Source organism: Pseudomonas sp. BGI-2, assembly GCF_004310295.1.
Taxonomy (GTDB): Bacteria; Pseudomonadota; Gammaproteobacteria; order Pseudomonadales; family Pseudomonadaceae; genus Aquipseudomonas.
Genome location: NZ_SISB01000026.1, coordinates 37,605 through 64,604, shown reverse-complemented (window position 1 = coordinate 64,604; position 27,000 = coordinate 37,605). Strand labels below are relative to the sequence as shown.

General features: G+C 59.0%; 28 protein-coding genes. 27 read left to right on the top strand and 1 reads right to left on the bottom strand.

The window, feature by feature from the left end; translation table 11 throughout:
* Nucleotides 1-13 precede the first annotated feature (13 nt).
* The 9 genes from EYC95_RS18295 (at nucleotide 14) to flhB (ending at nucleotide 6,945) form a co-directional block, all read left to right on the top strand.
* On the top strand, nucleotides 14-1,384 hold the full coding sequence (locus tag EYC95_RS18295) for a flagellar hook-length control protein FliK (RefSeq protein WP_131061613.1): 1,371 nt from the start codon (nucleotides 14-16) through the stop codon (nucleotides 1,382-1,384).
* Between the two features lie 155 nt (nucleotides 1,385-1,539).
* Nucleotides 1,540-2,037, top strand: coding sequence for a flagellar basal body-associated protein FliL (fliL, locus tag EYC95_RS18290; protein ID WP_131061612.1), 498 nt, complete (start codon nucleotides 1,540-1,542; stop codon nucleotides 2,035-2,037).
* A 9-nt stretch (nucleotides 2,038-2,046) separates the two neighbouring features.
* Entirely contained in the window at nucleotides 2,047-3,015 is a 969-nt protein-coding gene (gene fliM, locus EYC95_RS18285; RefSeq protein ID WP_131061611.1) for a flagellar motor switch protein FliM, read from the top strand.
* 65 nt (nucleotides 3,016-3,080) lie between these two features.
* Nucleotides 3,081-3,539 carry a flagellar motor switch protein FliN gene (gene fliN, locus EYC95_RS18280; RefSeq protein ID WP_109628591.1) on the top strand — a complete coding sequence of 153 codons (459 nt, stop codon included), beginning with the start codon at nucleotides 3,081-3,083 and terminating at the stop codon, nucleotides 3,537-3,539.
* The gene (gene fliO, locus EYC95_RS18275; protein ID WP_131061610.1) at nucleotides 3,540-3,989 is read left to right on the top strand and encodes a flagellar biosynthetic protein FliO; all 450 of its coding nucleotides are present in this window, start codon (nucleotides 3,540-3,542) and stop codon (nucleotides 3,987-3,989) included.
* Nucleotides 3,989-4,747: a flagellar type III secretion system pore protein FliP gene (gene fliP, locus EYC95_RS18270; protein WP_027922366.1), complete on the top strand. Its 759-nt coding sequence runs from the start codon at nucleotides 3,989-3,991 to the stop codon at nucleotides 4,745-4,747. The genes fliO and fliP overlap by 1 nt, the downstream gene beginning before the upstream one ends.
* Entirely contained in the window at nucleotides 4,744-5,013 is a 270-nt protein-coding gene (fliQ, locus tag EYC95_RS18265; RefSeq protein ID WP_007948918.1) for a flagellar biosynthesis protein FliQ, read from the top strand. Before fliP ends, fliQ begins: the two co-directional genes overlap by 4 nt.
* Before the next feature lie 3 nt (nucleotides 5,014-5,016).
* Nucleotides 5,017-5,802, top strand: a complete 786-nt coding sequence (gene fliR, locus EYC95_RS18260; RefSeq protein WP_131061609.1) for a flagellar biosynthetic protein FliR — start codon at nucleotides 5,017-5,019, stop codon at nucleotides 5,800-5,802.
* Nucleotides 5,803-5,805: 3 nt separating this feature from the next.
* Nucleotides 5,806-6,945, top strand: a complete 1,140-nt coding sequence (flhB, locus tag EYC95_RS18255) for a flagellar biosynthesis protein FlhB (RefSeq protein WP_131061608.1) — start codon at nucleotides 5,806-5,808, stop codon at nucleotides 6,943-6,945.
* Nucleotides 6,946-7,088: 143 nt separating this feature from the next.
* On the opposite strand, the gene EYC95_RS18250 is transcribed toward flhB, so the two are convergent.
* Nucleotides 7,089-8,369 carry a hypothetical protein gene (locus EYC95_RS18250; protein ID WP_131061607.1) on the bottom strand — a complete coding sequence of 427 codons (1,281 nt, stop codon included), beginning with the start codon at nucleotides 8,367-8,369 and terminating at the stop codon, nucleotides 7,089-7,091.
* 438 nt (nucleotides 8,370-8,807) lie between these two features.
* On the opposite strand from EYC95_RS18250, the gene EYC95_RS18245 reads away from it, so the two are divergent.
* The 18 genes from EYC95_RS18245 (at nucleotide 8,808) to EYC95_RS18160 (ending at nucleotide 26,864) form a co-directional block, all read left to right on the top strand.
* Nucleotides 8,808-9,362: a hypothetical protein gene (locus EYC95_RS18245; RefSeq protein ID WP_256656969.1), complete on the top strand. Its 555-nt coding sequence runs from the start codon at nucleotides 8,808-8,810 to the stop codon at nucleotides 9,360-9,362.
* Nucleotides 9,363-9,627: 265 nt separating this feature from the next.
* Nucleotides 9,628-11,757 (top strand): flagellar biosynthesis protein FlhA, encoded by a 2,130-nt coding sequence (gene flhA, locus EYC95_RS18240; protein WP_131061606.1) that lies wholly within the window; start codon nucleotides 9,628-9,630, stop codon nucleotides 11,755-11,757.
* An 11-nt stretch (nucleotides 11,758-11,768) separates the two neighbouring features.
* Nucleotides 11,769-13,103, top strand: coding sequence for a flagellar biosynthesis protein FlhF (flhF, locus tag EYC95_RS18235; RefSeq protein ID WP_131061605.1), 1,335 nt, complete (start codon nucleotides 11,769-11,771; stop codon nucleotides 13,101-13,103).
* Nucleotides 13,104-13,219: 116 nt separating this feature from the next.
* A complete protein-coding gene (gene fleN / locus EYC95_RS18230) occupies nucleotides 13,220-14,050 on the top strand; it encodes a flagellar synthesis regulator FleN (protein ID WP_008001746.1) in 831 nt (276 codons plus the stop codon).
* Complete coding sequence (gene fliA, locus EYC95_RS18225) at nucleotides 14,047-14,787, top strand: RNA polymerase sigma factor FliA (protein WP_007894214.1); 741 nt, start codon at nucleotides 14,047-14,049, stop codon at nucleotides 14,785-14,787. The genes fleN and fliA overlap by 4 nt, the downstream gene beginning before the upstream one ends.
* 167 nt (nucleotides 14,788-14,954) lie before the next feature.
* Entirely contained in the window at nucleotides 14,955-15,326 is a 372-nt protein-coding gene (locus tag EYC95_RS18220; protein ID WP_008006721.1) for a chemotaxis response regulator CheY, read from the top strand.
* A gap of 22 nt (nucleotides 15,327-15,348) precedes the next feature.
* Nucleotides 15,349-16,137, top strand: a complete 789-nt coding sequence (locus tag EYC95_RS18215; RefSeq protein ID WP_131061604.1) for a protein phosphatase CheZ — start codon at nucleotides 15,349-15,351, stop codon at nucleotides 16,135-16,137.
* Between the two features lie 53 nt (nucleotides 16,138-16,190).
* Nucleotides 16,191-18,419 (top strand): chemotaxis protein CheA, encoded by a 2,229-nt coding sequence (locus EYC95_RS18210; RefSeq protein WP_131061603.1) that lies wholly within the window; start codon nucleotides 16,191-16,193, stop codon nucleotides 18,417-18,419.
* Nucleotides 18,420-18,468: 49 nt separating this feature from the next.
* Nucleotides 18,469-19,596, top strand: coding sequence for a chemotaxis response regulator protein-glutamate methylesterase (locus tag EYC95_RS18205; RefSeq protein WP_131061602.1), 1,128 nt, complete (start codon nucleotides 18,469-18,471; stop codon nucleotides 19,594-19,596).
* On the top strand, nucleotides 19,596-20,336 hold the full coding sequence (locus EYC95_RS18200) for a flagellar motor protein (protein WP_131061601.1): 741 nt from the start codon (nucleotides 19,596-19,598) through the stop codon (nucleotides 20,334-20,336). The genes EYC95_RS18205 and EYC95_RS18200 overlap by 1 nt, the downstream gene beginning before the upstream one ends.
* Nucleotides 20,337-20,351: 15 nt before the next feature.
* The gene (gene motD / locus EYC95_RS18195) at nucleotides 20,352-21,242 is read left to right on the top strand and encodes a flagellar motor protein MotD (protein ID WP_131061600.1); all 891 of its coding nucleotides are present in this window, start codon (nucleotides 20,352-20,354) and stop codon (nucleotides 21,240-21,242) included.
* 43 nt (nucleotides 21,243-21,285) lie between these two features.
* Nucleotides 21,286-22,074: a ParA family protein gene (locus EYC95_RS18190; protein ID WP_131061599.1), complete on the top strand. Its 789-nt coding sequence runs from the start codon at nucleotides 21,286-21,288 to the stop codon at nucleotides 22,072-22,074.
* Nucleotides 22,075-22,212: 138 nt separating this feature from the next.
* Nucleotides 22,213-23,109, top strand: coding sequence for a CheW domain-containing protein (locus EYC95_RS18185; protein ID WP_131061598.1), 897 nt, complete (start codon nucleotides 22,213-22,215; stop codon nucleotides 23,107-23,109).
* Nucleotides 23,110-23,198: 89 nt separating this feature from the next.
* Complete coding sequence (locus EYC95_RS18180; RefSeq protein WP_131061597.1) at nucleotides 23,199-23,684, top strand: chemotaxis protein CheW; 486 nt, start codon at nucleotides 23,199-23,201, stop codon at nucleotides 23,682-23,684.
* Complete coding sequence (locus tag EYC95_RS18175; RefSeq protein ID WP_131061596.1) at nucleotides 23,685-24,077, top strand: DUF2802 domain-containing protein; 393 nt, start codon at nucleotides 23,685-23,687, stop codon at nucleotides 24,075-24,077.
* Nucleotides 24,078-24,775: 698 nt separating this feature from the next.
* Nucleotides 24,776-25,798: an IS21 family transposase gene (istA, locus tag EYC95_RS18170; RefSeq protein WP_131061595.1), complete on the top strand. Its 1,023-nt coding sequence runs from the start codon at nucleotides 24,776-24,778 to the stop codon at nucleotides 25,796-25,798.
* Entirely contained in the window at nucleotides 25,795-26,583 is a 789-nt protein-coding gene (istB, locus tag EYC95_RS18165) for an IS21-like element helper ATPase IstB (RefSeq protein ID WP_131061594.1), read from the top strand. Before istA ends, istB begins: the two co-directional genes overlap by 4 nt.
* On the top strand, nucleotides 26,580-26,864 hold the full coding sequence (locus EYC95_RS18160) for a DUF6124 family protein (RefSeq protein ID WP_371928426.1): 285 nt from the start codon (nucleotides 26,580-26,582) through the stop codon (nucleotides 26,862-26,864). Before istB ends, EYC95_RS18160 begins: the two co-directional genes overlap by 4 nt.
* The last annotated feature ends 136 nt before the right edge of the window (nucleotides 26,865-27,000 follow it).

Here is a 27,000-nt window from a genome sequence, read left to right as displayed (position 1 = left end):
CGGAGACCGTTTTATGCCCGTTACCCCCAATTCGCTTCTACAGGCCGTCGCGACGGCCAAGACTCAAGCCGCCTCCGCCAATACCCCGGCGCCGGCCGCTGAGCCAGGGGACAAGGCGTCCAGCTTCGCTGATGTCTACGCCAATCAAGCCCGGAACAAGCCTTCTGTGGTCGCTGATAAATCGACCAGACCTGCGACCGACAATGCTGCGCAAGGCTCCGGCAAACCGGATGCCAGCAGTGATAAGCCTGCCGCCCCGGAACCTGCGGTTGCCGATAGCGGCAACTCCTTGCCCGCCGATAAACCGGCGCCGACTGACGACGCCACTGCCAGCGACGACCAGCCCGGGACCACCGAAACGCTGGTGACCGATACGGCGCCCGTTGGTCCGAGCCTCGATCCGGCCCTTGATCCCGCGTTGATGCAGGCAGTGCAACCGCTGGTGACCGTGCCGGTCGCGCAAACTACTGCGCCCGTTGTCACGAGCGCAGCGCCACAGGTTGAAGCGCCGGTTGCCGCCGCCGTCGTTGCCGCGACCGCGCAAGCAGCGCCCGTCACCGATAGCGAATTCGATCCGGAAGCTGATCCACTCGACGCGCTGCCCGCCGTGCGCATGGCCATGGAGCAGAGCGGTCATGTATCCGCTAGCAGCCAGTCCCAGCCAAAAGCCACGCCTGCCCAAACCCAGGCTGACGGTGAACTGACGACGGCGCAGAACTTTGCCGCCGGCATGGCGAGCATGCTCGATGTGCAAGCCGACAAGGACAGCACCAGTCAGGGCGGCGAGAAAGCCTTCAGTGGTTTGATCGATAGCGGCCTCAAGGATTTGACGTCCACCAGCAGCGATACCCGTGTCGATGACTTCGCCAACCGCCTGGCGGCACTGACCCAGGCGGCCACACCGAAAACCGCCAATGCCTTGCCGGTGAACCAGCCGATCGCGATGCATCAGAGCGGCTGGACCGAGGAAGTGGTCAACCGCGTCATGTACCTCTCCAGCGCTAACCTCAAGGCGGCCGACATCCAGTTGCAACCGGCTGAGCTGGGGCGTCTCGATATCCGGGTGAACATGGTTCCGGATCAGCAGACCCAGGTTACCTTCATGAGCGCCCATCCAAGCGTTCGCGAAGCGCTGGACAGCCAGATGCATCGTCTGCGTGACATGTTTGCGCAACAAGGCATGGGTCAGGTCGACGTCAACGTGTCCGATCAGTCTCGTGGCTGGCAGGGGCAGGATCAGGCTCAACAGGGGCAGGGCGGTCGGACCAGCGCCAGCGGCGGACGCCTCGATGACATGGATGACGAGGTTGCACCGAGTGTCGCCGAAGTGGCAGCCACCGCCACCAGCGTGATCGGCTCCAGCGCCGTCGATTACTACGCCTGATCCAACACGTTCCCTGTAGGAGCGAGCGCCGAACCGCTCGCTCCTACAGTTGATCTCCATTCGCTGTCTCCCATACCTCCCGACACTTCTGGCATAACACTTGCTCTTGCCTTGCCGTGCGACTGTGAAAACCCGAATAGTGACGGATTATTGGCATGGCGAAGAGCGACGCAGTAGTAAAAGACCCCGCAACCAAAGGCAAGATCAAGCTGATCATTGTGATCGTGGTGGCCCTGCTGCTGGCGATCGGCATGTCCGTGGGGGCGACCTGGTTCTTCATGCACAGCGCCCAGAGCAAGCCTGCCGCCGCTGAAACCGCCGTGGTCGGCAAGCAACCAGCGATTTTCGAGCCCATGGCCCCGGCCTTCGTGGCCAACTACAACGTGAACGGTCGCCAGCGCTACATGCAGGTGAGCATCACCATGCTAGGGCGCAATCAAGCGGATCTGGAAGCGCTCAAAGTGCACATGCCGGTGATCCGCAATAACCTGGTCATGCTGTTCTCCGGCCAGGATTTCGCCACGCTGGCGACCCCGGTCGGCCAGGAGATGTTGCGTCAGAAGGCCACGGCCGGCGTCCAGGAAGTGGCGCAGAAAGAACTCGGCAAAGTGGTTATCGAACAGCTGCTTTTTACTAATTTCGTACTGCAGTAGGAACACGACATGGCCGTGCAGGACCTGCTGTCCCAGGATGAGATCGATGCGCTGTTGCATGGCGTCGACGATGGTCTGGTACAGACCGATAACGTTGCTGAACCCGGCAGCGTCAAAAGCTACGACCTGACCAGCCAGGATCGCATCGTCCGCGGACGTATGCCGACCCTGGAAATGATCAACGAGCGTTTCGCCCGCTACACCCGCATCAGCATGTTCAACATGCTGCGCCGCTCGGCGGACGTTGCCGTCGGTGGTGTGCAGGTGATGAAGTTCGGCGAATACGTGCACTCGCTGTACGTGCCGACCAGTCTCAACCTGGTCAAGGTCAAGCCGTTGCGCGGCACCGCGCTGTTCATCCTCGACGCCAAACTGGTGTTCAAACTGGTGGACAACTTCTTCGGCGGCGACGGCCGTCACGCCAAGATCGAAGGGCGTGAATTCACCCCCACCGAACTGCGCGTCGTACGCATGGTGCTGGAGCAGGCCTTCGTCGATTTGAAGGAGGCCTGGCAGGCAATCATGGAAGTGAACTTCGAGTACATCAACTCGGAAGTGAACCCGGCCATGGCCAACATCGTCGGCCCGAGCGAAGCGGTAGTGGTCTCGACTTTCCACATCGAACTCGATGGCGGTGGCGGCGACCTGCACGTGACCATGCCGTACTCGATGATTGAGCCGGTGCGCGAAATGCTCGACGCCGGCTTCCAGTCGGACCTGGACGATCAGGACGAGCGTTGGGTCAACGCCCTGCGCCAGGACGTGCTGGACGTCGACGTGCCGATCGGTGCCACGGTTGCCCGTCGCCAGTTGCGCTTGCGCGACATTCTGCACATGCAGCCGGGGGATGTGATCCCGGTCGAAATGCCGGAAGAAATGATCATGCGCGCCAACGGCGTGCCGGCCTTCAAGGTCAAGATGGGCTCGCACAAAGGCAACCTCGCGTTGCAGGTGATCGAGCCGATCGAGCGCCGCTGACCGGCGCTCCAACCCCCTTTTAATTGGCTGCTCTTGATTGAGCAGTTGCCCGCCGAGGACAAATGATGAACGACGATATGAACGCCCAGGACGACCAGGCACTGGCTGACGAATGGGCCGCCGCCTTGGAAGAAACCGGTGACGCCGGCCAGGACGACATCGACGCCTTGCTGGCTGCCGACGCCGCTAGCTCGCCGTCCAACCGTCTGCCAATGGAAGAGTTCGGCAGCGTGCCGAAGAACCACGACCCGGTCACCCTGGACGGTCCGAACCTCGACGTGATCCTCGACATCCCGGTGTCGATTTCCATGGAAGTGGGCAGCACCGACATCAACATTCGCAACCTGTTGCAACTCAACCAGGGTTCGGTGATCGAGCTGGATCGCCTGGCCGGTGAGCCGCTGGACGTGCTGGTCAACGGCACCCTGATCGCCCACGGCGAAGTGGTCGTGGTCAACGAGAAGTTCGGCATCCGCCTGACCGACGTGATCAGCCCAAGCGAACGTATCAAGAAGCTGCGCTGAGTGAAAAAGGTTCTGGGGCTTCTGCTTGCGTTGCCGTTCAGTGTTCTGGCAGCCGAACCTGTGGCCACGGCTGCAACGGTCGCTGCTGCGCCGGCGGTCAGCAGCGGTGTGGCCGGGCAATTGACGCAGTTGGTGTTCGGCTTACTGCTGGTGCTGGGGTTGATCTTCTTCCTCGCTTGGCTGTTGCGCCGGGTCCAGCAGGCCGGGCCGGCCGGCAAAGGGCAGGTGATCGAGATTGTTGGTTCCCGTGCCTTGGGCCCGCGTGACCGACTGATGCTGGTGCAGGTCGGCAACGAGCAGATCCTGCTCGGCCTGAGCCCTGGCACCATCACCGCGCTGCATGTGCTTAAAGAGCCGATTGAAGTGCCGACCACCACCGAGAAAGCGACTCCGGAGTTCGCCCAGCATCTGTTGAAGATACTCGGCAAGGATCAGAAGGATAAGAAGTAATGGGTGCGTTACGCATCGTCTTGACGCTGGCCCTGATGCTGGCCGCGCCGCTGGCGTTCGCCGCCGATCCGTTGTCGATCCCGGCGATCACCCTGGGCACCAACGCCAACGGCGCTCAGGAATACTCGGTCAGCCTGCAAATCCTGCTGATCATGACCGCGCTGAGTTTCATCCCGGCTTTCGTCATGCTGATGACCAGCTTCACCCGGATCATCATTGTCTTCTCGATCCTGCGTCAGGCCCTGGGGCTGCAACAGACGCCGTCGAACCAGATCCTCACCGGCATGGCGCTGTTCCTGACGCTGTTCATCATGGCGCCAGTATTTGACCGGGTGAATCAGGACGCCTTGCAACCGTATCTGGCGGAGAAACTCACCGCTCAGGATGCCGTGGCCAAGGCTCAGGTGCCAATCAAGGACTTCATGCTGGCGCAGACGCGCAGCAGCGATCTTGAGCTGTTCATGCGCCTGTCCAAGCGAACCGACATTGCCTCGCCGGATCAGGCGCCGCTGACCATTCTGGTGCCGGCCTTCGTGACGTCGGAGCTGAAAACCGCGTTCCAGATCGGCTTCATGATCTTCATTCCGTTCCTGATCATCGACCTGGTCGTGGCCAGTGTGCTGATGGCCATGGGTATGATGATGCTCTCGCCGCTGATCATTTCCCTGCCGTTCAAGATCATGCTGTTCGTGCTGGTGGATGGCTGGGCGTTGATCATCGGCACCCTGGCGAGCAGCTTCGGCGGTGTGTCGCCATGACGCCGGAAGTGGCGGTAGACATCTTCCGCGAAGCGCTGTGGCTGACCACGATGATGGTTGCCGTGCTAGTGATTCCGAGTCTGCTGGTGGGCCTGCTGGTAGCGATGTTTCAGGCCGCCACGCAGATCAACGAACAGACCCTGAGCTTCCTGCCGCGTCTGCTGGTGATGCTGGTGACGCTGATCGTCGCCGGCCCGTGGCTGGTGCAGACGTTCATGGAATACATCCTGCAGCTGTACGGCAGTATTCCTCAGGTCATCGGCTAAACCATGCCGTCGCTGCTGCAGCTGACCGATACCCAGATCAGTACCTGGGTGGCGATGTTCATGTTGCCGCTGTTTCGCATCGGCTCGTTGCTGATGGTCATGCCGGTCTTTGGCACGTCCCTGGTGCCCACGCGCGTGCGCCTGTACTTCGCCCTGGCGATCACGGTGGTGATTGCGCCGGGCCTGCCGCCAATGCCGCCGATCAATGCACTGGATTTGAGTGCGCTTTTGCTGATCGCCGAGCAGATCCTTATCGGCGCGGTGCTGGGGTTTTCCTTGCAGCTGTTCTTCCAGGCGTTCGTGGTGGCGGGGCAGATCGTTTCGATTCAGATGGGTATGGGCTTCGCGTCGATGGTCGACCCCACCAACGGCGTCTCGGTTGCAGTGATCGGGCAGTTCTTCACCATGCTGGTGACGCTGTTGTTCCTGTCCATGAACGGCCATCTGGTGGTCTTCGAAGTCCTTACCGAAAGCTTCACCACGATGCCGGTTGGCAGTGGCTTGATGGTCAATCATTTCTGGGAACTGGCCGGCAAGCTCGGTTGGGTCCTCGGTGCTGCATTGTTGCTGGTGCTGCCGGCGATCACGGCGCTGCTGGTGGTCAACATCGCGTTCGGCGTGATGACTCGGGCCGCACCGCAGCTGAACATTTTTTCCATCGGTTTTCCGCTGACCCTGGTGCTCGGGCTGTTCATTGTCTGGGTCGGGCTGGCGGACATCATCAATCAGTATCAACCGCTGGCCTCCGAGGCCTTGCAGTTTTTACGCGAACTGGCACGGGCGCGCTGAGTCATGGCTGAGAGCGAAAGCGGTCAGGACAAAACAGAAGACCCCACGGAGAAACGCAAAAAGGACTCCCGTGAGAAGGGCGAGATTGCGCGCTCCAAGGAACTCAATACTCTGGCGGTCATGCTCGCCGGCGCGGGTGCGCTGCTGATTTTTGGCGGCGCATTGGCGCAGGACATGATGGAGCTGATGCGCATGAACTTCTCGCTGTCGCGGGAAGTGATTCTGGATCAGCGCTCCATGGGCACTTACCTGCTGCATTCGGGGCAGATTGCCCTTTTTGCGATTCAGCCGGTGATGATCACCATGCTGCTGGCTGCGCTGATCGGTCCGATTTCCCTGGGTGGCTGGCTGTTCGCGGCCGGCTCCATGGCGCCCAAGTTCAGTCGCATGAACCCCGGCGCGGGACTGAAACGGATGTTCTCGGCCAAGGCGCTGGTGGAGTTGCTCAAGGCTCTGGCGAAGTTTTTTATCGTGTTATTCGTGGCGTTGGCGGTCTTGTCGGCGGACATCGACGATCTGCTGCGCATCGCCCACGAGCCATTGGACATGGCGATCATTCACAGCCTGCAAGTGGTCGGCTGGAGCACCTTGTGGATGGCTTGCGGGCTGATCCTCATTGCTGCGGTCGACGTGCCGGTGCAGCTCTGGGAAAGCCACAAGAAACTGCTGATGACCAAGCAGGAAGTGCGCGACGAGCACAAGGATCAGGAAGGTAAACCAGAGGTCAAACAGCGCATTCGCCAGTTGCAGCGCGAGATGTCCCAGCGCCGAATGATGGCGGCCATCCCCGAGGCCGACGTGGTCATTACCAACCCGACGCACTACGCCGTCGCCCTCAAGTACGATCCCGACAAAGGCAGCGCGCCGGTATTGCTGGCCAAGGGCAGTGACTTCCTCGCCTTGAAGATTCGTGAAATCGCCGTGGCCAACAATGTGCTGCTGCTCGAATCGCCAGCCCTGGCACGTTCGATCTATTACTCCACGGAGTTGGAGCAGGAAATCCCCGGTGGGTTGTATCTGGCGGTCGCTCAGGTATTGGCCTACGTCTACCAGATCCGCCAGTACCGCGCGGGCAAGGGCAAGCGTCCGGATCCGCTCAAGGATGATTTGCCGATTCCGCCGGATTTGCGGCGCGATTCTTGAGTTCGTACTGGTACATCCGGTTTCGTCGCGAGCAAGTTCCAGCGCGGCTCCTCCACTGATATGCATCTACAAAGCATTTTGCAATTCATTGCAATACCTTGCGGAGGTCGCACTTGTCTGCAAGTCACCGGTATTACACCGGGCTATACGAACGTCATTTGTTTGCTGAATCGAGTCCAGCTCCCCAGTTCAAGAATCTCGAACGTCACTGTGACTGTTTCCCGGACTGTGTTCACCACGTCAAAAGTGCAATCCCAACTTGGCTGGTAGAGTCGGATATTCGCTATCTGAGCAGAGTATGCAGGTAGGCGAGCACTGCCAGATACTTGGGCCCTAAGAGTCATAGGTTGATTGATTGCGAAAGTGTCATAGGTGACTCGGTTGGGCGATATTCCGTTAGCTGCAGCCCCTGATGATACGTTGGCTCTCACACCTGTACTCCCCAATGCGGCATCTGCTGGAAAGGACGCTGAAAAAATCATCGATGCCCTGATGCTTGGTCCGGTGCCATAGGTGGCGGTCAAGTCAACCGTCTGTGCCAACGCGTTGGAAACCGGTTGTATTGATCGGCCTTGCGAGTCCAATCTCATGTCGATCTCATTGGAGGCATTGCTGAATCGCGCATTTCCCGAGAGCTTGGCGTTGACTTGTCTGTTGGGTTCTCCAGTTATCGTGGCGGAGTTCGTCGCACGAGTGTGGGGCCAGTCATGAGGCAGAGCCTGTCCTGCCAATCCGCCCGAAGAAATATTGATTAGAGGAGCCGGCAGTACTTGCTCTCCTATGCGCACTCTTAACACCTTCGAAAACATCAACCGCTGCCCACTTCCAGATTTGTAAACGCTGTAATTGATCCGGGTGTCGATGCCTCGATTTTCTGCGATCCAGTTCGAAGGGAGTGTGAAGGTCGGCGTAACGCCAGTCTGCACTTCGCGCTCGTCGCTTTCCCACGTGGTTTTGCCGGTGGCGCGTATGCGAACGGTGTAGCCGTGCACCATACCCACGTACCTGACGCTTAGGGTTTTCTGATCTGTCGACAGGGTTGGTGCCAGTAAATTGAACTCGTAGGGGTTGATATGCAACAGGAGGATTCTGGAAGGAATCAGTGCGGTGCCCGGTGCGGTGCGCACGGTGTAGTAGACCTTTACCGTATGGCCGATGGCATCGATCACTTCAATGCGTGGGATTCGAATATCAATAGCCCCCGGTGTTCCGACGGTCACCACCTCTGAATTATAGATGTGCCGAGGATTGCCCCAGGTCACGGTCACGGTGTGACCCCGAGCCATGCCGGAGTAATGAGGGACTTGAGCGGTAATGAAATCACGGTGGTAGACGCTGTCGAAGTCGAGTCGATCCCCTGCGGAGCCATGGGCTTCGAGAATTTTCGGATTCGCTGGGTTTGTAACGGCAGTGATCGAGTCCATGAGTTTTTTCCTGTGGGTATGTTGCTCCATCGGGCTGCTCTATCTGGCCTCCAAGGCGCTATTGATGGCAACTGTCAGATCTGACAGTGGCGACGAGCGGTCGAGAGGTGGGTGGAGGTGGCTCCATCATCCAAAAACCGCACGTGCAATGCGCCGCCTGTCGAAATGCCTGCTCCACCTGTCAACTCTGACAGTAGACAGTCAGCGCCCGCTCGCGCTGTCATGCCCGTGGGAATTCTCCCGATCAATGTCCTTGCAGTGGAGGTTCTGATCATTCGATTGGAGCGCCAAGGATGGGTGTTTGCGTCAGTTCTAGAGGGAACCATCATGACAGAGCGTCTATATCGAAAACTGCAGGGTATGGAGTTGGAGTTTGTCTCGGGCAGGCTGTAAGAAAACCCGGCCGAGCGGGCGATCGGGTACACCGTTACTTTCAAAATGAGCCTGGATTTCACGAACTTCGAGCAAATCTCCAGCCTATACATTCCGGACTATTTGAATAATCCGATCAACGCTATCCGGCCTGAGCTGACCAGTTTCGCTTACCACTACTCCTACAATTATTTTTTCGATGCTGCCGGAAATACCCGCGACAAAGAAGCGCTGTTTAATGTTTTCAGGAGTCCAAGGTACTACATGAGTCAATGGTCAACGGGTGGGCTGGAGCGGCGATATGCCAAGCCCCAATTCGAAATCATCGCTGATCAGCTACACATCACTGCCCGGATGGATTTTCGTTGGGAAGACAAGCGTCCGATCGTTGTAAAAGATCTGCCGATCATTCCTTTTGAATGGGCGCTGAATCTTTTGAAAGGCGAGTTTGTGGGCCCTGCCACAGCAGTCGCCCCTGCCACTGTGGTGGTGCTTGGATATGCCCAAGAGGAGTTGGTCAATCAAGACGGGCTGGAAATGCACAAAGGCACGCGTTACATGATTGGGGGCAAGCTTGGGTTTGGCGCGATTCTCAAAGAGCAAATTCTGACAGCGGGTTGATCCATATTTCTGGTGCTTTAAACGCGTAGCAACTGCCGAGCTCGCGAGGCTGCGTTCGAGACGGAGTCATGCTCGACCGCATTCCTCGCAACGGTTTAACGGCTGCTGCGCAGCCGGACGCAGCCTCGCAAGCTCGGCAGCTGCTACAAATCCTCAATAAAGCCCTCTATTCCCCATCTCTGCAAAAGTTGGAAGGTTTCTTGCAGTAGCCGCCCTGCGCCTGCTTCAGGCGTCAAAAGTTTGCTTTAAGGAACGGGGAAAACCGGTGGATCGCTCTCAGTTACTCAACACTGCCCGCACAAACGTTGCCGACTTAAGTCGGGGCAATCTGGGTGTGCCGTTGTTGCTGCTGGTCATGCTGGCGATGATGATGTTGCCGATCCCACCGTTCCTGTTGGATGTGTTCTTCACCTTCAACATCGCTTTGTCGATCGTGGTGTTGCTGGTCTGCGTCTATGCCTTGCGACCGCTGGATTTCGCGGTGTTTCCGACCATTCTATTGGTGGCGACGCTACTGCGGCTGGCGTTGAACGTGGCCTCCACGCGGGTGGTGATGCTCCACGGTCAGGACGGTCACGCCTCAGCCGGCAAGGTGATCCAGGCCTTCGGCGAAGTGGTGATCGGCGGTAACTACGTGGTCGGTATCGTGGTCTTCGCGATTTTGATGATCATCAACTTCGTTGTAGTGACCAAGGGTGCCGGGCGGATTTCCGAGGTGAGCGCGCGCTTCACCCTCGATGCGATGCCCGGTAAACAAATGGCAATCGACGCCGACTTGAACGCCGGCCTGATCGATCAGAACCAAGCCAAAATGCGCCGGATGGAAGTGGCCCAGGAAGCCGAGTTCTACGGTTCGATGGACGGTGCCAGCAAGTTCGTTCGCGGCGACGCCATTGCCGGCTTGCTGATTCTGTTCATTAACCTGATCGGCGGCATGGCCGTCGGTATTTTCCAGCACGGCATGAGCTTCGGCGATGCCGGCAGGGTTTATGCGCTGTTGACCATCGGTGACGGTTTGGTGGCGCAATTGCCATCACTGTTGTTATCGACAGCGGCGGCGATCATGGTGACTCGTGCGTCCGGGTCGGAAGAGATGGGAAAACAGATCAATCGCCAGATGTTCGCCTCGCCGAAAGCGTTGGCAGTGGCGGCGGGTATTATGGCGGTCATGGGCCTGGTGCCCGGCATGCCGCACTTCTCCTTTCTCAGCATGGCGGCCGTGGCGGCCGGCGGTGCGTACCTGTTCTGGAAGAAGCAGAACGTGGTCAAGGTTCAAGCCCTGCAAGAGGTCAAGCGTCAACAGGAGCTGCTGCCATCCCCGGCTCGCGCCCAGGAAACCAAGGAGCTGGGCTGGGACGACGTGACCCCGATCGACATGATCGGCCTGGAAGTCGGATACCGGCTGATTCCGCTGGTGGACCGCAACCAGGGCGGTCAGTTGCTGGCGCGGATCAAGGGTGTGCGCAAGAAGCTGTCGCAAGATCTGGGCTTCCTGATGCCGACTGTGCATATCCGTGACAACCTCGACCTGGCACCGAGTGCCTATCGCCTGACCCTGATGGGGGTGATCCTGGCCGAAGCGGAGATTTACCCGGATCGCGAACTGGCGATCAATCCGGGGCAGGTCTACGGGACGCTCAACGGCATTACCGCCAAAGATCCGGCTTTCGGTCTGGAGGCGGTCTGGATCGAAATCAGCCAGCGTGCCCAGGCGCAATCCCTCGGTTACACCGTGGTCGATGCCAGTACGGTCGTGGCCACCCACTTGAACCAGATTCTGTACAAGCACTCCAGCGAACTGATCGGTCACGAAGAAGTCCAGCAACTCATGCAATTGCTGGCCAAAAGCTCACCGAAACTGGCCGAAGAGCTGGTGCCGGGTGTGGTGTCTCTGTCGCAGCTGCTGAAAGTTTTGCAGGCTTTGCTGGCCGAACAGGTGCCAGTACGGGACATCCGCAGCATTGCCGAGGCCATCGCCAACAATGCCGCCAAGAGTCAAGATACTGCCGCGTTGGTGGCCGCCGTGCGCGTCGGCGTATCCCGCGCAATCGTCCAAAGCATTGTAGGGACTGACTCCGAGCTACCAGTTATCACTCTGGAGCCAAGGTTGGAACAGATATTGCTCAATAGTCTTCAGAAGGCAGGACAAGGCTCGGAAGAGGGCGTTCTGCTGGAGCCAAGCATGGCTGAGAAACTGCAACGCTCGTTGATCGATGCGGCGCAGCGTCAGGAAATGCAAGGTCAACCGGTGATTCTGCTGGTGGCCGGTCCGGTTCGCGCGATGCTTTCGCGATTCGGCCGACTGGCAGTCCCGGGTTTGCATGTGTTGGCTTACCAGGAAATTCCTGACAACAAGCAAGTGACCATCGTTGCGACAGTAGGGCCCAACGGCTGAGGTAGTGGTTTATGCAAGTTAAGCGTTTTTTCGCCGCCGATATGCGTCAGGCCATGAAACTGGTTCGTGATGAGCTGGGCGCTGATGCCGCCATTATTGGCAATCGCCGGATTGCCGGTGGCGTCGAGCTGACGGCTGCCCTGGATTACAAATTGTCTGCGCTGGCCCCGCGTGTTCCGAACATGGAACTCGAGGACGAGCTGCGCAAGACCCAGTCGCGGATCGTCACCGCCCAGGCCGAATTGAGCTTGCGTGGCGAAGGCGAAACCGAAGGCGACAAGACCACCAATCGCCAGTTGTTCGCCGGCCTGCCGTTGACCGCCGCCGAGCCGCTGATCGAGCCGACGTATGCCGAACCTCGTCGCTCCGCTCCAGCCCCTGCGCCAGCCGCTGGCGGTGTGGACCCGCGTGCATTCGACTCGATGCGTTTCGAACTCAACAGCCTGCGCGAACTGATGGAAGTGCAACTCGGCTCCCTGGCCTGGAATCAGCTGCAAGGCAGCCGTCCGGCCCAGGCCAACCTCTGGCGTCGCCTGCAACGCATCGGCCTGTCCGGCCCGTTGTCCCGCGACTTGCTGGCGATGATTACCGACATTGAAGAACCCCGTCAGGCCTGGCGTATGTTGCTGGCGCACTTGGCGCGGATGATCGCCACACCGGAAGTCGAGCCACTGGAAGAGGGCGGCGTGATTGCCATGGTCGGCCCTGCCGGCATGGGCAAGACCACCACTCTGGCCAAGCTCGCGGCCCGCTACGTTCTGAAATATGGCGCGCAAAACATCGCGCTGGTGAGCATGGACAGCTACCGTATTGGTGCTCAGGAGCAACTCAAGACCCTGGGCCGGATCCTCAACGTGTCGGTAACTCACGTCGATCCGGGGCAATCGCTGGTGCAGGCGCTGGATCCCTTGCTGCGCAAACGCGTGGTGCTGATCGATACCGCGGGTCTTCAGGCCAGCGATCCGGCACTGCGCATGCAGCTCGAAAGCCTGGCCGGACGTGGCATCAAGTCAAAAAATTATCTGGTGTTGGCAACCACCAGCCAGAAACAGGTCCTAACGGCCGCTTATCACAGTTACAAACGCTGCGGTCTCGCTGGCTGCATCCTGACTAAACTGGATGAAACGGCATGCCTGGGCGAGGTGTTAAGCCTGGCCATCAGTCATGAATTACCGGTGGCCTACCTGACCGATGGCCCGCGGATTCCGGATGATTTGCATCTGCCGCGTCGTCATCAGTTGGTCAGTCGCGCCGTAAGCGTGCAAATGCAAGAAGAACCCAGCGAAGAAGCCATGGCTGACATGTTCGCTGATATTTACCACAGCCCGACCAAGCAGGTTGGCTGAGGTACTAATGAACAGTTTTTGTACCTACATCGATGGTCTGCCATGCATTGTTCAGTTTATGAGCGCGCAGCCAGTAATGTGGCCTCCGTCTATGCAAGACAAGGTAAAGAAATAACATGGGCAGCATGCATCCCGTACAGGTGATCGCGGTGACCGGCGGCAAAGGTGGCGTCGGGAAGACTAACGTGTCAGTGAACTTGTCCCTGGCTCTAGCTGAGCTCGGCCGGCGCGTCATGCTGCTGGACGCTGATCTGGGGCTGGCGAACGTCGACGTCCTGTTGGGGCTGACACCCAAACGTACCCTGGCCGACGTGATCGAAGGCCGCTGTGAGCTGCGCGACGTTCTGTTGCAGGGCCCCGGCGGTATTCGCATCGTCCCGGCCGCGTCCGGCACGCAGAGCATGGTTCATCTGAGCCCGGCTCAACACGCTGGCCTGATCCAGGCGTTCAGCGATATCGGCGACAACCTCGACGTCTTGGTGATCGACACCGCTGCGGGTATTGGTGACTCGGTAGTCAGTTTCGTTCGCGCAGCGCAAGAAGTCTTGCTGGTGGTGTGCGACGAGCCGACCTCGATCACGGATGCCTACGCGCTGATCAAACTGCTGAACCGCGATTACGGCATGAACCGCTTCCGCGTCCTGGCCAACATGGCCCAGAGCCCGCAGGAAGGTCGCAACCTGTTCGCCAAGTTGACCAAGGTCACGGACCGCTTCCTCGACGTCGCCTTACAATACGTCGGCGCGGTGCCTTATGACGAAAGCGTGCGTAAAGCGGTGCAGAAGCAGCGCGCCGTCTATGAAGCCTTTCCGCGCTCCAAGTGCTCCCTGGCGTTCAAGGCCATTGCACAGAAGGTCGATACCTGGCCGTTGCCTGCCAACCCGCGTGGGCACCTGGAGTTTTTCGTCGAGCGCCTCGTGCAACAAACGGCAGGACCGGTGTTATGACAGCCAGCGGTTACAACCTCTACAAGAAGTCGGCACGTGACGCGCAGTACGAGCTGATCGAGCGTTACGCGCCACTGGTCAAACGCATTGCTTACCACTTGCTGGCCCGTCTGCCGGCCAGTGTTCAGGTTGAAGACCTGATCCAGGCCGGGATGATCGGCCTGCTTGAAGTATCGACCAAATATGACGCCAGCAAAGGCGCGAGTTTCGAGACGTACGCGGGCATTCGAATCCGCGGCGCGATGCTCGATGAAGTACGCAAGGGGGACTGGGCGCCACGTTCGGTTCACCGCAATACCCGCATGGTCAGCGACGCAATTCGCTCGATTGAAGCTAAAACCGGTCGTGACGCTAAAGATCATGAGGTTGCGGCCGAACTCCAATTGAGTCTCGACGATTATTACGGGATTTTGAACGACACCCTGGGCAGCCGGTTATTCAGTTTCGACGATCTGTTGCAGGACGGCGAACACGAAGGGCTGCACGAGGATGGCGCGAGTGCACATCTGGAGCCGTCACGCGATCTGGAAGATGAACGCTTCCAGGCAGCGCTGGCGGACGCGATTGCCAATTTGCCGGAGCGTGAGCGACTGGTGTTGGCGCTGTACTACGACGAAGAGCTGAACCTCAAGGAAATCGGTGAGGTCCTGGGGGTCAGCGAGTCTCGGGTCAGCCAGTTACACAGCCAGTGCGCGGCCCGTTTGCGGGGGCGTTTGGGGGAGTGGCGAGCGCGCTGAAGGCAGTGTGGGGACACTGCGAACGAGGCTGGTGTGGTGTTGAACTGCACCGGTCGCGATCTGTTGTGCTCCATACAGTCATCGAGTGCATTGCCGGATTGATTGAAATGGCGCGTCCAGGTGCTGGGCGCGTTTAAGACTGCTTGGAGGTCGAATTGGACAAGAACATGAAAATCCTCATCGTTGATGACTTCTCAACGATGCGGCGGATCATAAAAAACCTGTTGCGTGACCTTGGGTTCACCAACACGGTCGAGGCCGACGATGGCATTACAGCCATTCCGGTTCTCAACAGCGGGAGCATCGACTTTCTGGTAACGGACTGGAACATGCCTGGCATGACCGGTATCGATCTGCTGCGCCACGTGCGCGCCGATGAAAAGCTCAAGCACCTACCGGTGTTGATGGTGACCGCTGAAGCCAAGCGCGAGCAGATCATCGAAGCGGCCCAGGCCGGTGTTAACGGCTATGTGGTCAAACCATTCACGGCCCAGGCGTTGAAAGAAAAAATCGAAAAGATTTTCGAACGCATCGGTTGATCCACTGCGCCACGGGGGAGCTATGGAGCATAAAGAATCTTCACTGGGCGATTTTGAATCGACCCTGAAAAAACACGCGGTCGAACTGGTCGAAAGCCTTGAAAAAGGCAGGTTCGGCGACGCTGTGCAACTTATCCATGAGCTCAATCAGACCCGTGACCGCGGCCTGTATCAGGAAGTGGGCAAGCTCACTCGCGAGCTGCATAGCGCGATCGTCAATTTCCAGATTGACCCGAACATGCCGCAAGCCGAGGAAGTGTCGCAGATCACGGACGCCACCGAGCGCCTGGGGTATGTGGTCAAGCTGACCGAGGCCGCTGCCAACCGCACCATGGACCTGGTGGAGAATTCCACGCCGCTGGTCAACAGCCTGAGCGAAGAAGCCCAGGCGTTGAGCGCGGATTGGGGGCGGTTCATGCGTCGCGAAGTCGGGGCTGAAGAGTTCCGCGAACTGGCCCGGCGCGTCGACGGTTTCCTGACGCGCAGCAGCGAAGACAATCGCACGGTGTCGAGCAACCTCAACGACATTCTGCTGGCCCAGGATTACCAGGACCTCACCGGTCAGGTGATCAAGCGCGTGACCCAATTGGTCACCGAAGTTGAAAGCAACCTGCTCAAGCTCGTGCTCATGGCCAGTCAGGTAGACCGCTTTGCGGGTATCGAACATGACCGTGATGCGATGCTCGCTGAAAAAGATCCGCAAAAACATCTCTCTCAGGGTGAAGGTCCGCAGATTCATGCCGATAAAAGAGAAGACGTTGTGTCCGGTCAGGACGATGTGGACGATTTGTTATCCAGCCTAGGATTTTAGAGTTTTAGCATTTTAGGTTTTTTAGGTTTTTAGACCTCAGGAGCACCCCCTTAATGAGCTTCGGCGCCGATGAAGAGATCCTTCAGGATTTCCTGGTTGAGGCCGGCGAGATTCTAGAGCAACTGTCCGAACAGCTGGTCGAGCTTGAAAGCCGACCGGATGATGCGGACTTGCTCAATGCAATTTTTCGCGGTTTTCACACTGTAAAAGGGGGCGCCGGCTTCCTCCAGCTCAACGAGCTGGTGGAGTGCTGTCACATCGCCGAGAACGTGTTCGACATCCTGCGCAAGGGTGAACGTCGCGTCGACTCGGAACTGATGGACGTGGTTCTCGAAGCGCTGGACGCGGTGAACAGCATGTTCACCGAAGTTCGCGAACGCAGCCCGATTACGGCTGCCACGCCTGAATTGCTCGCGGCACTGGCCCGTCTGGCCGAGCCGCAAACGGCTGATGAAGCCGCACCGGTTGCTGAAGTGGTCGAAACACCTGCCGCTGAAGAATCGGGTGACATCACCGATAACGAATTCGAACAACTGCTGGACTCGCTGAACGCCGTCAAGGCTCAAGCCGAAGCGCCGGCCGTTGCTCCAGTGGCTGGCGCTGATTCTGCGGCCAGCGACGAAATCACCGATGCCGAGTTCGAGTCGTTGCTCGATCAACTGCACGGCAAAGGCCAGTTCGCCGTCGATGCGGTGGCGGCGCCCGCTGCACCGGCTGCCCCGAAAGCGGCAGGCGACAGCTCCGACATCACCGACGACGAATTCGAAGCATTGCTCGACCAGCTGCACGGCAAAGGCAACTTTGCGGTGGATGCGCTGGAGTCGGCCATTGCCTCCGTACCCGCTCCGGCTGCGCCAACCGCTAAAGCGGCTGGCGGTGATCTGATTTCCGATCACGAGTTCGAATCGCTGCTCGACGAATTGCATGGCAAAGGCAAGTTCACCGAAGTCGGCACAGGTACTGCGGTGGCTGCTCCAGCCGCCAAGGCTGTTGCGCCGAAACCCGTCGCCAAAGCGCCCGAGCCTAAAGCCGAAGCGCCGAAGCCTGTTGCTGCTGCACCGGCTCCGGCCCGCACACCGTCCGCTCCACCACCGGAAAAACCGGCCAGCGAAGCCGAGACCACCGTGCGGGTCGATACCGCGCGTCTCGACGAAATCATGAACATGGTGGGTGAACTGGTACTGGTGCGTAACCGCTTGGTGCGTCTGGGCCTCAACAGCGGCGACGAAGCCATGTCCAAGGCCGTGTCGAACCTCGACGTGGTCACGGCCGACCTGCAAACCGCGGTCATGAAGACGCGGATGCAACCGATCAAGAAAGTTTTCGGGCGCTTCCCGCGTCTGGTTCGCGACCTGGCACGCCAGCTCAAGAAAGAGATCAACCTGGAACTGGTCGGCGAAGAAACCGACCTCGACAAGAACCTCGTCGAGGCCCTGGCCGACCCGCTGGTCCACTTGGTGCGCAACTCGGTCGACCACGGTATCGAAGAGCCGGCCGAGCGCGAAGCGATGGGCAAGCCTCGCAGTGGCAAGGTGATCCTGTCCGCTGAACAGGAAGGCGACCACATCCTGCTGTCCATCTCCGATGACGGCAAAGGCATGGATGCTGACGTGTTGCGCGGCATCGCCGTGAAGAAAGGGTTGATGGACAAGGATGCAGCGGACCGCCTCAGCGAATCCGATTGCTTCAACCTGATCTTCGCCCCGGGTTTTTCGACCAAGACCGAGATCTCCGACGTGTCGGGTCGTGGCGTGGGCATGGACGTGGTGAAAACCAAGATCGCCCAGCTTAACGGCACCATCAATATCTACTCGACCAAGGGCAAAGGCTCGAAGATCGTCATCAAGGTCCCGTTGACCCTGGCGATCATGCCGACGCTGATGGTCATGCTCGGCAACCAGGCGTTCGCGTTCCCGCTGGTGAACGTCAACGAGATCTTCCACCTCGACCTGTCGCGCACCAACGTGGTGGACGGCCAGGAAGTGGTGATCGTGCGGGACAAGGCACTGCCATTGTTCTACCTCAAGCGCTGGCTGGTCAGCTCCGCCGCTCACGAAGAGCAGCGCGAGGGCCATGTGGTGATCCTTTCGGTGGGCACTCAGCGGATCGGCTTCGTCGTCGATCAATTGGTAGGCCAGGAAGAAGTGGTCATCAAGCCATTAGGCAAAATGCTCCAGGGAACCCCGGGCATGTCGGGCGCCACCATTACCGGTGACGGCCGCATTGCGCTGATTCTCGATGTTCCGAGCATGCTCAAGCGTTACGCCGCACGGCGTATTTGATTCTGGTGGGGCGGGGCGACAGAGCCTCGCTCCGTCTAACGGAGTGTTTATGGCAGTCAAAGTCCTGGTGGTGGACGATTCGGGGTTTTTCCGCCGCCGCGTCTCGGAAATTCTTTCAGCGGATCCGAATATCCAGGTCGTCGGTACGGCGACCAACGGAAAAGAGGCGATCGATCAGGCGCTGGCCCTCAAGCCAGACGTGATCACCATGGACTACGAGATGCCAATGATGGATGGCATCACGGCCGTGCGGCATATCATGCAGCGCTGCCCGACCCCGGTATTGATGTTCTCCTCGCTGACTCATGAAGGTGCTCGGGTAACCCTCGATGCACTGGACGCCGGTGCGGTGGATTTCCTGCCGAAGAATTTCGAAGACATCTCCCGTAACCCGGAGAAGGTCAAACAGCTGCTGTGCGAGAAGATTCTCAGCATCTCGCGCAGTAACCGTCGCGCCAACACCTACAGCGCACCGGCCCCGGTCGCCGCGCCAGCCCCGACGCCTGCGCCTTCGAGCGTCAGTAGTTACGGCAGCAGCGCGCCTGCGCGTCCGGCAGCGGCACCGATTCCGGCGCGTACTTACGCACCTGCCTCGTCGCCAGCGCCGAAACGCAAAGCCTACAAATTGGTCGCCATCGGTACGTCCACTGGCGGCCCGGTTGCCTTGCAGCGGGTTCTGACCCAATTGCCGGCCAATTTCCCCGCCCCCATCGTATTGATCCAGCATATGCCGGCCGCCTTCACCAAGGCCTTCGCCGAACGTCTGGACAAGCTCTGCCGCATTAGCGTCAAGGAAGCCGAGGATGGCGACATCCTGCGTCCGGGCCTGGCGCTGCTGGCGCCGGGTGGCAAGCAAATGATGATCGACGGCCGTGGTGCGGTGAAAATCCTCCCCGGCGACGAGCGCTTGAACTACAAGCCGTGCGTGGACATTACCTTCGGTTCCGCGGCCAAGACCTACGGTGACAAAGTTCTGGCGGTCGTGTTGACCGGCATGGGCGCCGACGGTCGTGAAGGCGCGCGCCTGCTCAAGCAGGGCGGCAGTGCGATCTGGGCTCAGGATGAAGCCAGCTGCGTGATCTACGGCATGCCGATGGCCATCGTCAAAGCCGAACTCGCCGACGCGATCTACGGTCTGGACGATATAGGCAGGCACTTGGTCGAGGCGTGTGTCTGATGGATGTTCTAAGCCTAATCGGGATCATCATGGCGTTTGTCGCCATCATCGGCGGCAACTACCTTGAAGGCGGTCACCTCGGCGCTTTGGCCAACGGCCCGGCGGCGCTGATCGTACTCGGTGGGACCATCGGCGCGGCATTGCTGCAATCGCCGATGAGCGCCTTCAAGCGCGCCATGCAAATCATTGGCTGGATTCTGTTTCCGCCTCGCGTTGATCTGGCCGGTGGCATCGACCGCGTCGTCAACTGGAGCCTGACCGCCCGCAAGGAAGGTTTGCTCGGTCTGGAAGGGGTGGCCGATGCCGAGCCTGACAGCTACTCGCGCAAGGGCCTGCAACTGCTGGTGGACGGTGCGGAGCCGGAAGCGATTCGCAGCATCCTGGAAGTGGATTTCTACACCCAGGAAAGCCGCGACATCGAAGCCGCCAAAGTCTTCGAAAGCATGGGCGGCTACGCGCCGACCATCGGCATCATCGGTGCGGTGATGGGCCTGATCCATGTCATGGGCAACCTGGCCGATCCGACGCAACTGGGCAGCGGCATCGCCGTCGCCTTCGTCGCGACCATCTATGGCGTGGCCAGTGCCAACCTGGTGTTGCTGCCGATTGCCGCCAAGCTCAAGTCCGTCGCTTTGCGGCAGTCGCGTTATCGCGAAATGTTGTTGGAAGGCATTCTGTCGATCGCCGAAGGTGAAAACCCTCGCTCTATCGAGTTGAAGCTTCAGGGCTTCATGGATTGATGGGAGTAATGGACTATGGCTCGTCGCCGGCAACCTGAAGAACATGTAAACCATGAGCGTTGGCTGGTTTCGTACGCCGACTTTATTACGTTGCTGTTCGCTTTCTTCGTGGTGATGTACTCAATCTCTTCGATCAACGAAGGCAAGTACAAGGTTATTTCCGAAGCGTTGATCGGGGTCTTTACCGACTCCGACCGCGCCCTCAAGCCGATCCCGATCGGCGACGAGCGACCGAAGACCGTGACCCCGGCCAAGCCACTGGTTAAAGACGCCGAGCAGGTCGACGCCGGTATCGCGGGCGCCAGCGATCCGCTCAAAAGCATCGCCGACGACATCAGCGCCGCGTTCGGCGACTTGATCAGTTCCAATCAGATGACCATTCGCGGCAATGAGCTGTGGGTCGAGATCGAACTCAATTCCAGCCTGCTGTTCGGCAGTGGCGACGCCATGCCCAGCGACATCGCATTCAACATCATCGACAAGGTCGCCGGCATTCTGAAACCGTTCGACAACCCGATTCACGTCGAAGGCTTTACCGACGATCAACCGATCCGCACCGCGCAATACCCGACCAACTGGGAGCTGTCCTCGGCTCGTTCGGCGAGCATCGTGCGCATGCTGGCGATGCAGGGCGTGAACCCTGGACGTCTGGCGTCGGTGGGTTACGGCGAATTCCAGCCGGTGGCCAATAACGCCACTGCCGAGGGCCGGGCACGTAACCGCCGTGTCGTGCTGGTCGTGTCACGCAATCTCGATGTACGCCGCAGCCTCACCGGTACCGGAACGGCCAATGCACATCCGGATGCCGCGTTGAAGCGTGCTGGCACACAAACTGCACCGACCCCAGTCAAGTCGCCGGTACGAGAGAGCGCCGTCAATTCTCCGTCACCCGCATTAATACGTTGAGCTATTTCTCGGTCGACCATTTCGACCGGGAGGAACAATCCGAATGAGAGTCTGGGCAGTCGCCAATCAAAAGGGTGGTGTCGGTAAAACCACTTCCTCTATCGCTTTAGCCGGTTTACTGGCTGAGGCGGGCAAGCGCGTGGTCGTGGTCGATCTCGACCCCCACGGCTCCATGACCAGCTATTTCGGTTATGACCCTGACAGCCTGGAACACAGCAGCTACGACCTGTTCCTGCACAAGGGCACTGTGCCGCAAGGCTTGCCCGGTCAATTGCTGCTGCCGACCAGTGACGAACGCATTTCGCTGTTGCCGTCGAGCACCGCTCTGGCCACGCTTGAACGTCAGTCGCCGGGCCAGAGTGGTTTGGGCCTGGTGATCGCCAAGAGCCTGGCGCAGCTGTGGCAGGACTTCGATTACGCGGTGATCGACAGCCCGCCATTGCTCGGCGTGTTGATGGTCAATGCCTTGGCGGCGAGCCAGCAGTTGGTGATCCCGGTGCAGACCGAACACCTGGCCGTCAAAGGCCTGGAGCGCATGGTCAACACCCTGGCGATGATCAACCGCTCACGTAAAGTGGCGTTGCCGTTCACCATCATTCCGACCCTGTTCGACCGCCGCACCCAGGCTTCCCTCGGAACCCTTCGCGTGCTGCGCGACAAATACCCGGAAGAAATCTGGCAAGGCTACATACCGATCGACACGCGCCTGCGGGATGCGAGTCGGGCAGGGCTGACGCCTTCGCAATTCGACGGCAAGAGCCGTGGTGTTCTCGCTTATCGCGCCTTGCTCAAGCATTTGCTGGCGGCACAACTTGTCCCGCAGGTGGCCTGAGATGAACTCATACCATGTACCTGTAGGAGCGAGGCTTGCCCGCGAAGCAGACGCCGCGGTCTTCACAGTTAAACCGCGTTATCGTTCTTCGCGGGCAAGTCGGATCGCCGCACCGCTCGCTCCTACACAGGTGCGCGCATGAATCGGCCGGTGAAAATCACCTCGCGTCCACAACTGGCGCTCCAGTCCTATCTGGACAGCCTGCTGATGGAGGCGACTGAAGAGTTGTCGCTGGAAGTCGAAGCGGTGGCTGAAGTCATTGAGGCCGTTGAAACGGTCGAGGTCGAAGCAGCACTGGATGAGTTCCAGGCAGCAGTGCTTGAAGAGCAGGCGCGTGATGCGCAGAAACCCGTTATGCCTGCCGCGCCTGTCGTGGCGCCAGTGGTTGCTGCGGTCGCAAAAGCACCGGTGGTGATCGAAGAGGCGCCGACACCGATTCTGGCGCCGGTCTCGACCCTCGCACCGCTGCTGCAAACCCTGGTGCCGCCGCTGGTCGAAGTCCATCTGCCGCCGAGCAACACACCGCCACCGGTTGCAACCGACGGTCGTCCGGCGTGGGCCGCCGAGCCGTTCGAATGCCTGCTGTTCGATGTCGCCGGGTTGACCCTGGCGGTGCCGCTGGTGTGCCTGGGCTCGATTTACTCCCTGGCCGGTCACGAGCTGACGCCGCTGTTCGGTCAGCCGGAATGGTTCCTCGGGATCCTGCCGAGTCAGGCCGGCAACCTGAAAGTATTGGACACTGCGCGTTGGGTCATGCCCGACCGCTACCGCGACGATTTCCGTCAGGGCCTGCAATACGTTATTTCGGTTCAGGGCTACGAGTGGGGGCTGGCGGTGCATCAGGTCAGCCGCTCGTTGCGCCTGGACCCGAACGAAATCAAATGGAGAAGTCATCGAGGTCAGCGGCCATGGCTCGCCGGCACGGTGATTGAGCACATGTGTGCATTGCTGGACGTCTCCGCGTTGGCCGAGTTGATCGCCAGCGGTGGGGCAAAGCACATGAGCGGCAGCAAGCCGCTACACAAATCGACATAACAGCCGACATAACAATCATGCGACGGCATTGTTGAATGCCGCCACACAGAACACACACCGCCAGGAGCGGTTTTTTGAGGGGTCAGGGTATGAATGATAAGGCGTCGTCTGCAAAAGGTTCCGAAGATCCGATCCTGCAATGGGTAACCTTCAAACTGGACAATGAAACCTACGGCATCAACGTGATGCGCGTTCAGGAAGTCCTGCGTTACACCGAAATTGCCCCGGTTCCGGGTGCCCCGAGCTACGTGCTGGGCATCATCAACCTGCGCGGTAACGTGGTCACCGTGATCGACACCCGTCAGCGCTTCGGCCTGATGAATGCCGAGATCAGCGACAACACCCGTATCGTCATCATCGAAGCCGACAAGCAAGTGGTCGGGATCATGGTCGACAGCGTGGCCGAAGTGGTTTACCTGCGTCAGTCGGAAATCGAAACCGCGCCAAACGTCGGTAACGAAGAATCCGCCAAGTTCATTCAAGGCGTGTGCAACAAGAACAACGAACTGCTGATCCTGGTCGAACTGGACAAGATGATGAGCGAAGAAGAATGGTCGGACCTGGAGAACATTTGATTGATTCTTGAGGTGGCGGTCATTGTCCTGTTCCTCTTCTGGGCAGGCACGCTGGCAATGTTCCTGGCGTACATTCGCGCTCAACGGCAAATTGGCGCGCAACAGGCCCAGGGCGATGCGCTGCGCGATCAGCGCATCAAGGACCTGGCCAAGCGCGTCGACGACTATCAGAGCGGCAACGTGCGCATGGGTGAAGACCTGCACGAACTGCGCGCAGTCGTCGGCCCGTTGCCGGACAAGCTGGCTCAGCTGGAACAGCGCGATCCGTCGAGCCTGTCGTTTGCCCAGGCGGCGCGGCTGGTCGGGATGGGGGCTACCGTCGATGAGCTGACTCAGTCTTGCGGGTTGACCCAGGCTGAGGCGGAGTTGATGCGCAAGTTGCACAAGAACTGAGAAAGATCAAAAGATCGCAGCCTCGTTTCACTCGACAGCTCCTACACGGCGTACGCGTACCCCATGTAGGAGCTGTCGAGTGAAACGAGGCTGCGATCTTTTGCATTTAAACAGAGATGTTTAAATGACATCTCCAGACACTCTCCCTGGCTACACATCCTTGCGCCGCTGCCTACGGCTCAGTCAGAATCCGCCGGCTTGTGCGCTTCAACCTTGGCCTCTATCGTTTCCCTGCCACTGCCCATCAGTGGTCGGGTTTAGTCGCCCAGCGGTAATTGAAGTTGCACAAGTGCCCGTCAGGCAGGTGTTTCCTACCTGCTTTTGATGGTGGCTGTGCGCAGGGCACCTCCGGGTGCGCCGGTTTCTTCAATTCCCCGGTCGACTAACCTGCGGACAGCCGCCACCCCCTCGTTTAGTCGCAAGGTGGTGTCAGCATTACTTACGGAATTGAAGATCATGTTCAAAATTACGCCCAACCCGCCGGAAGCCGATGACGTTTCCCCATACGAAACCCCCGATTCAAAAAAACTCAACGAAGCCGCCGACCGCGCCCTCGATTACTACCTCAAACCGGTCATTCCCAAAGACTCCCCACGCAAACCCAGCACGATTTTCTGTCAGTACCGATGCAAAACTGACCCACCCTACCGGTTGAAAACTGACCCACTTGGGCAAAATGCAGCTTTTGCGAGCTGCCCATGCTGTCCCAGGAGCAACACGTGGAAATCAGTGTTCTTATTCGTCAGGGTTTGTCTATTCGGGCCATCGCCCGGCAGATGGGCTGCTCTCGCAATACCATTCGACGCCACCTCAAATTACAGGCCCAGCGCCAGCCCGTCGTCTATGGCCCGCGCGCGCAGCGCGTGGGCAAGCTTGTGCCTTTCGAGGCCTATCTGCGCCAGCGCGTAGAAGCCGCTCGACCCCATTGGATTCCCGCCATCGTGCTGTTGAGGGAGATCCGCGAACAGGGTTACGAAGGCGGATACTCAATCCTCACCAGCTTTCTGCTGACCTTGAAATCCAAGGCAAACGAAGCCGTCGTTCGCTTTGAAACCGAGCCCGGTGAGCAGATGCAGGTGGACTTCACCGTCATTCGGCGTGGCCGCGATCCGTTGTTGGCATTCGTTGCAACGTTGGGCTGGAGTCGTGCGACCTACGTCGTTTTCTCCCGTCGCGAAGACTCCGCAGCCTGGTGTTCCGGGATCGAAAAGGCGCTGCGTTTCTTCGGCGGTACGCCGCGAAAGCTACTCTTCGACAACGCCAAAACCATCATCCAGGAACGCGATGTTTATGGCCCCGGTCAGCACCGCTGGAATACCGCACTATTGAATTTGGCAGAGCGCTACGGCTTCACACCGAAAGTCTGCCGGCCTTATCGGGCGCAGACCAAGGGCAAGGTCGAGCGCTTCAACCACTACCTGAAAAACAGCTTCGTAGTGCCACTGGCCGCGTCACTTAACCAGGTCAACTTGCTGTTGGATGTTGAGGTCGCGAACAGCAAGATCGGCCCTTGGTTGATGGAGGTCGCCAACGCCCGAACACATGCGACGACGGGCGAAATACCGCAACACCGACTGGATACCGAAGTGCACCACTTGTTGCCCCTGCCAGAGATTCAAGGGGTTGCGAGCAGCATGATTTCGGTCGTCCAACCCATGCCGGTGGAAAGCTTGCAGCATCCGCTCTCGGTTTATCAGGCACTGCTTGAGGTACGTCCATGAACCTTCAACATCTGCGCATCGAGTCTCTTTGCCAACAGTTCAAGCTCGACACTTTTGCGACGGACTGGCCGGCACTGGCCCAGCAAGCGGCCGAAAAAGAAACGAGCTATGCCGACTTCCTGGAACAGCTTCTGCTAAGCGAGGATCGCGCTCGAAACGAGCGGCGGCGGCAAGCGCTGCTGCAACAGTCCGGGCTGCCGGCGGTGAAAACGGTTGAACAATACGACTTCAAATTCGCCAGCGGCGCGCCGCAAAGCCAGATCCTGGAACTGGCCGGGCTGGCCTTCATCGAGCGTAAGGAAAACGTCGTACTGCTGGGGCCTTCGGGCGTTGGCAAAACACACTTGGCCAGCGCTCTGGCTTATCGGGCGATCATGGCAGGCATTTCGACCCGATTTATCTCTGCCGCCGACCTGACTTTGCAACTCGTCGCCGCGCACCATCAAGGGCGCCTGGCTCAGTATTTCAGTCGCGTTGTTCAACGCTCGAAACTGCTGGTGATTGATGAGATCGGCTATTTGCCGTTCGGCCGTGACGAAGCCAACTTGTTCTTCAACGTGATCGCCAAACGGTACGAACATGGCAGCTTGGTGCTGACCAGTAACTTGCCGTTCAGCCAGTGGGCAACGACCTTCGCGGACGACTCGACACTGACCGCTGCGCTGCTGGATCGGCTTCTGCACCATGCGCATATCGTCCAGGTCAGCGGACAGAGTTATCGACTAAAGGACAAGCTGAAATCAGGTCAGGTGGTGCCGAGAGAAACGGCCTCGCCACAGAAATAAACAGACCTCAAACACCGCCGGGGTGGGTCAGTTTTACTTCGGTAGGGTGGGTCAGTTTTCAACCGGTGTTGACAATTTTCTTTGTCGACCCTGACGCCGATGACGAAACCCTGCTGGCCAACACCTGTGAATCCCTGGCATCGGCGAGTGTGATGCTGAGTAATGTCGCGGGGCTATTAGAGGGGACACACCGCAATACTATCTTGGGGATTCAGCAGGTGGTGATGCTGGGTGAGCTGGCGGTGAATCGGATGCTGGACAGGCCTAACCCGCAGTCTTAACGGTAATTAAAAGATCGCAGCCTCGTTTCACTCGACAGCTCCTACAGGGTGTACGCCGTCTCAATGTAGGATCTGTCGAGTGAAACGAGGTTGCGATTTTGCATTCAACCCAAAATTCTATTGGTTGCTCGTCCTC

Excerpts from the sequence above, each read along its gene's own strand:
- istB (WP_131061594.1), top strand. The coding sequence starts at position 25,795 with ATGAACCTTCAACATCTGCGCATCGAGTCTCTTTGCCAACAGTTCAAG.
- EYC95_RS18210 (WP_131061603.1), top strand. The coding sequence starts at position 16,191 with ATGAGCTTCGGCGCCGATGAAGAGATCCTTCAGGATTTCCTGGTTGAG.
- flhF (WP_131061605.1), top strand. The coding sequence starts at position 11,769 with ATGCAAGTTAAGCGTTTTTTCGCCGCCGATATGCGTCAGGCCATGAAA.
- motD (WP_131061600.1), top strand. The coding sequence starts at position 20,352 with ATGGCTCGTCGCCGGCAACCTGAAGAACATGTAAACCATGAGCGTTGG.
- fleN (WP_008001746.1), top strand. The coding sequence starts at position 13,220 with ATGGGCAGCATGCATCCCGTACAGGTGATCGCGGTGACCGGCGGCAAA.
- EYC95_RS18185 (WP_131061598.1), top strand. The coding sequence starts at position 22,213 with ATGAATCGGCCGGTGAAAATCACCTCGCGTCCACAACTGGCGCTCCAG.
- EYC95_RS18180 (WP_131061597.1), top strand. The coding sequence starts at position 23,199 with ATGAATGATAAGGCGTCGTCTGCAAAAGGTTCCGAAGATCCGATCCTG.
- fliP (WP_027922366.1), top strand. The coding sequence starts at position 3,989 with ATGGGTGCGTTACGCATCGTCTTGACGCTGGCCCTGATGCTGGCCGCG.
- fliR (WP_131061609.1), top strand. The coding sequence starts at position 5,017 with ATGCCGTCGCTGCTGCAGCTGACCGATACCCAGATCAGTACCTGGGTG.
- fliN (WP_109628591.1), top strand. The coding sequence starts at position 3,081 with ATGAACGACGATATGAACGCCCAGGACGACCAGGCACTGGCTGACGAA.
- EYC95_RS18215 (WP_131061604.1), top strand. The coding sequence starts at position 15,349 with ATGGAGCATAAAGAATCTTCACTGGGCGATTTTGAATCGACCCTGAAA.
- EYC95_RS18250 (WP_131061607.1), bottom strand. The coding sequence starts at position 8,369 with ATGGACTCGATCACTGCCGTTACAAACCCAGCGAATCCGAAAATTCTC.
- EYC95_RS18245 (WP_256656969.1), top strand. The coding sequence starts at position 8,808 with ATGAGCCTGGATTTCACGAACTTCGAGCAAATCTCCAGCCTATACATT.
- EYC95_RS18200 (WP_131061601.1), top strand. The coding sequence starts at position 19,596 with ATGGATGTTCTAAGCCTAATCGGGATCATCATGGCGTTTGTCGCCATC.
- fliQ (WP_007948918.1), top strand. The coding sequence starts at position 4,744 with ATGACGCCGGAAGTGGCGGTAGACATCTTCCGCGAAGCGCTGTGGCTG.
- fliA (WP_007894214.1), top strand. The coding sequence starts at position 14,047 with ATGACAGCCAGCGGTTACAACCTCTACAAGAAGTCGGCACGTGACGCG.
- EYC95_RS18190 (WP_131061599.1), top strand. The coding sequence starts at position 21,286 with ATGAGAGTCTGGGCAGTCGCCAATCAAAAGGGTGGTGTCGGTAAAACC.
- EYC95_RS18220 (WP_008006721.1), top strand. The coding sequence starts at position 14,955 with ATGAAAATCCTCATCGTTGATGACTTCTCAACGATGCGGCGGATCATA.
- istA (WP_131061595.1), top strand. The coding sequence starts at position 24,776 with ATGCTGTCCCAGGAGCAACACGTGGAAATCAGTGTTCTTATTCGTCAG.
- EYC95_RS18205 (WP_131061602.1), top strand. The coding sequence starts at position 18,469 with ATGGCAGTCAAAGTCCTGGTGGTGGACGATTCGGGGTTTTTCCGCCGC.
- flhB (WP_131061608.1), top strand. The coding sequence starts at position 5,806 with ATGGCTGAGAGCGAAAGCGGTCAGGACAAAACAGAAGACCCCACGGAG.
- EYC95_RS18295 (WP_131061613.1), top strand. The coding sequence starts at position 14 with ATGCCCGTTACCCCCAATTCGCTTCTACAGGCCGTCGCGACGGCCAAG.
- fliL (WP_131061612.1), top strand. The coding sequence starts at position 1,540 with ATGGCGAAGAGCGACGCAGTAGTAAAAGACCCCGCAACCAAAGGCAAG.
- fliM (WP_131061611.1), top strand. The coding sequence starts at position 2,047 with ATGGCCGTGCAGGACCTGCTGTCCCAGGATGAGATCGATGCGCTGTTG.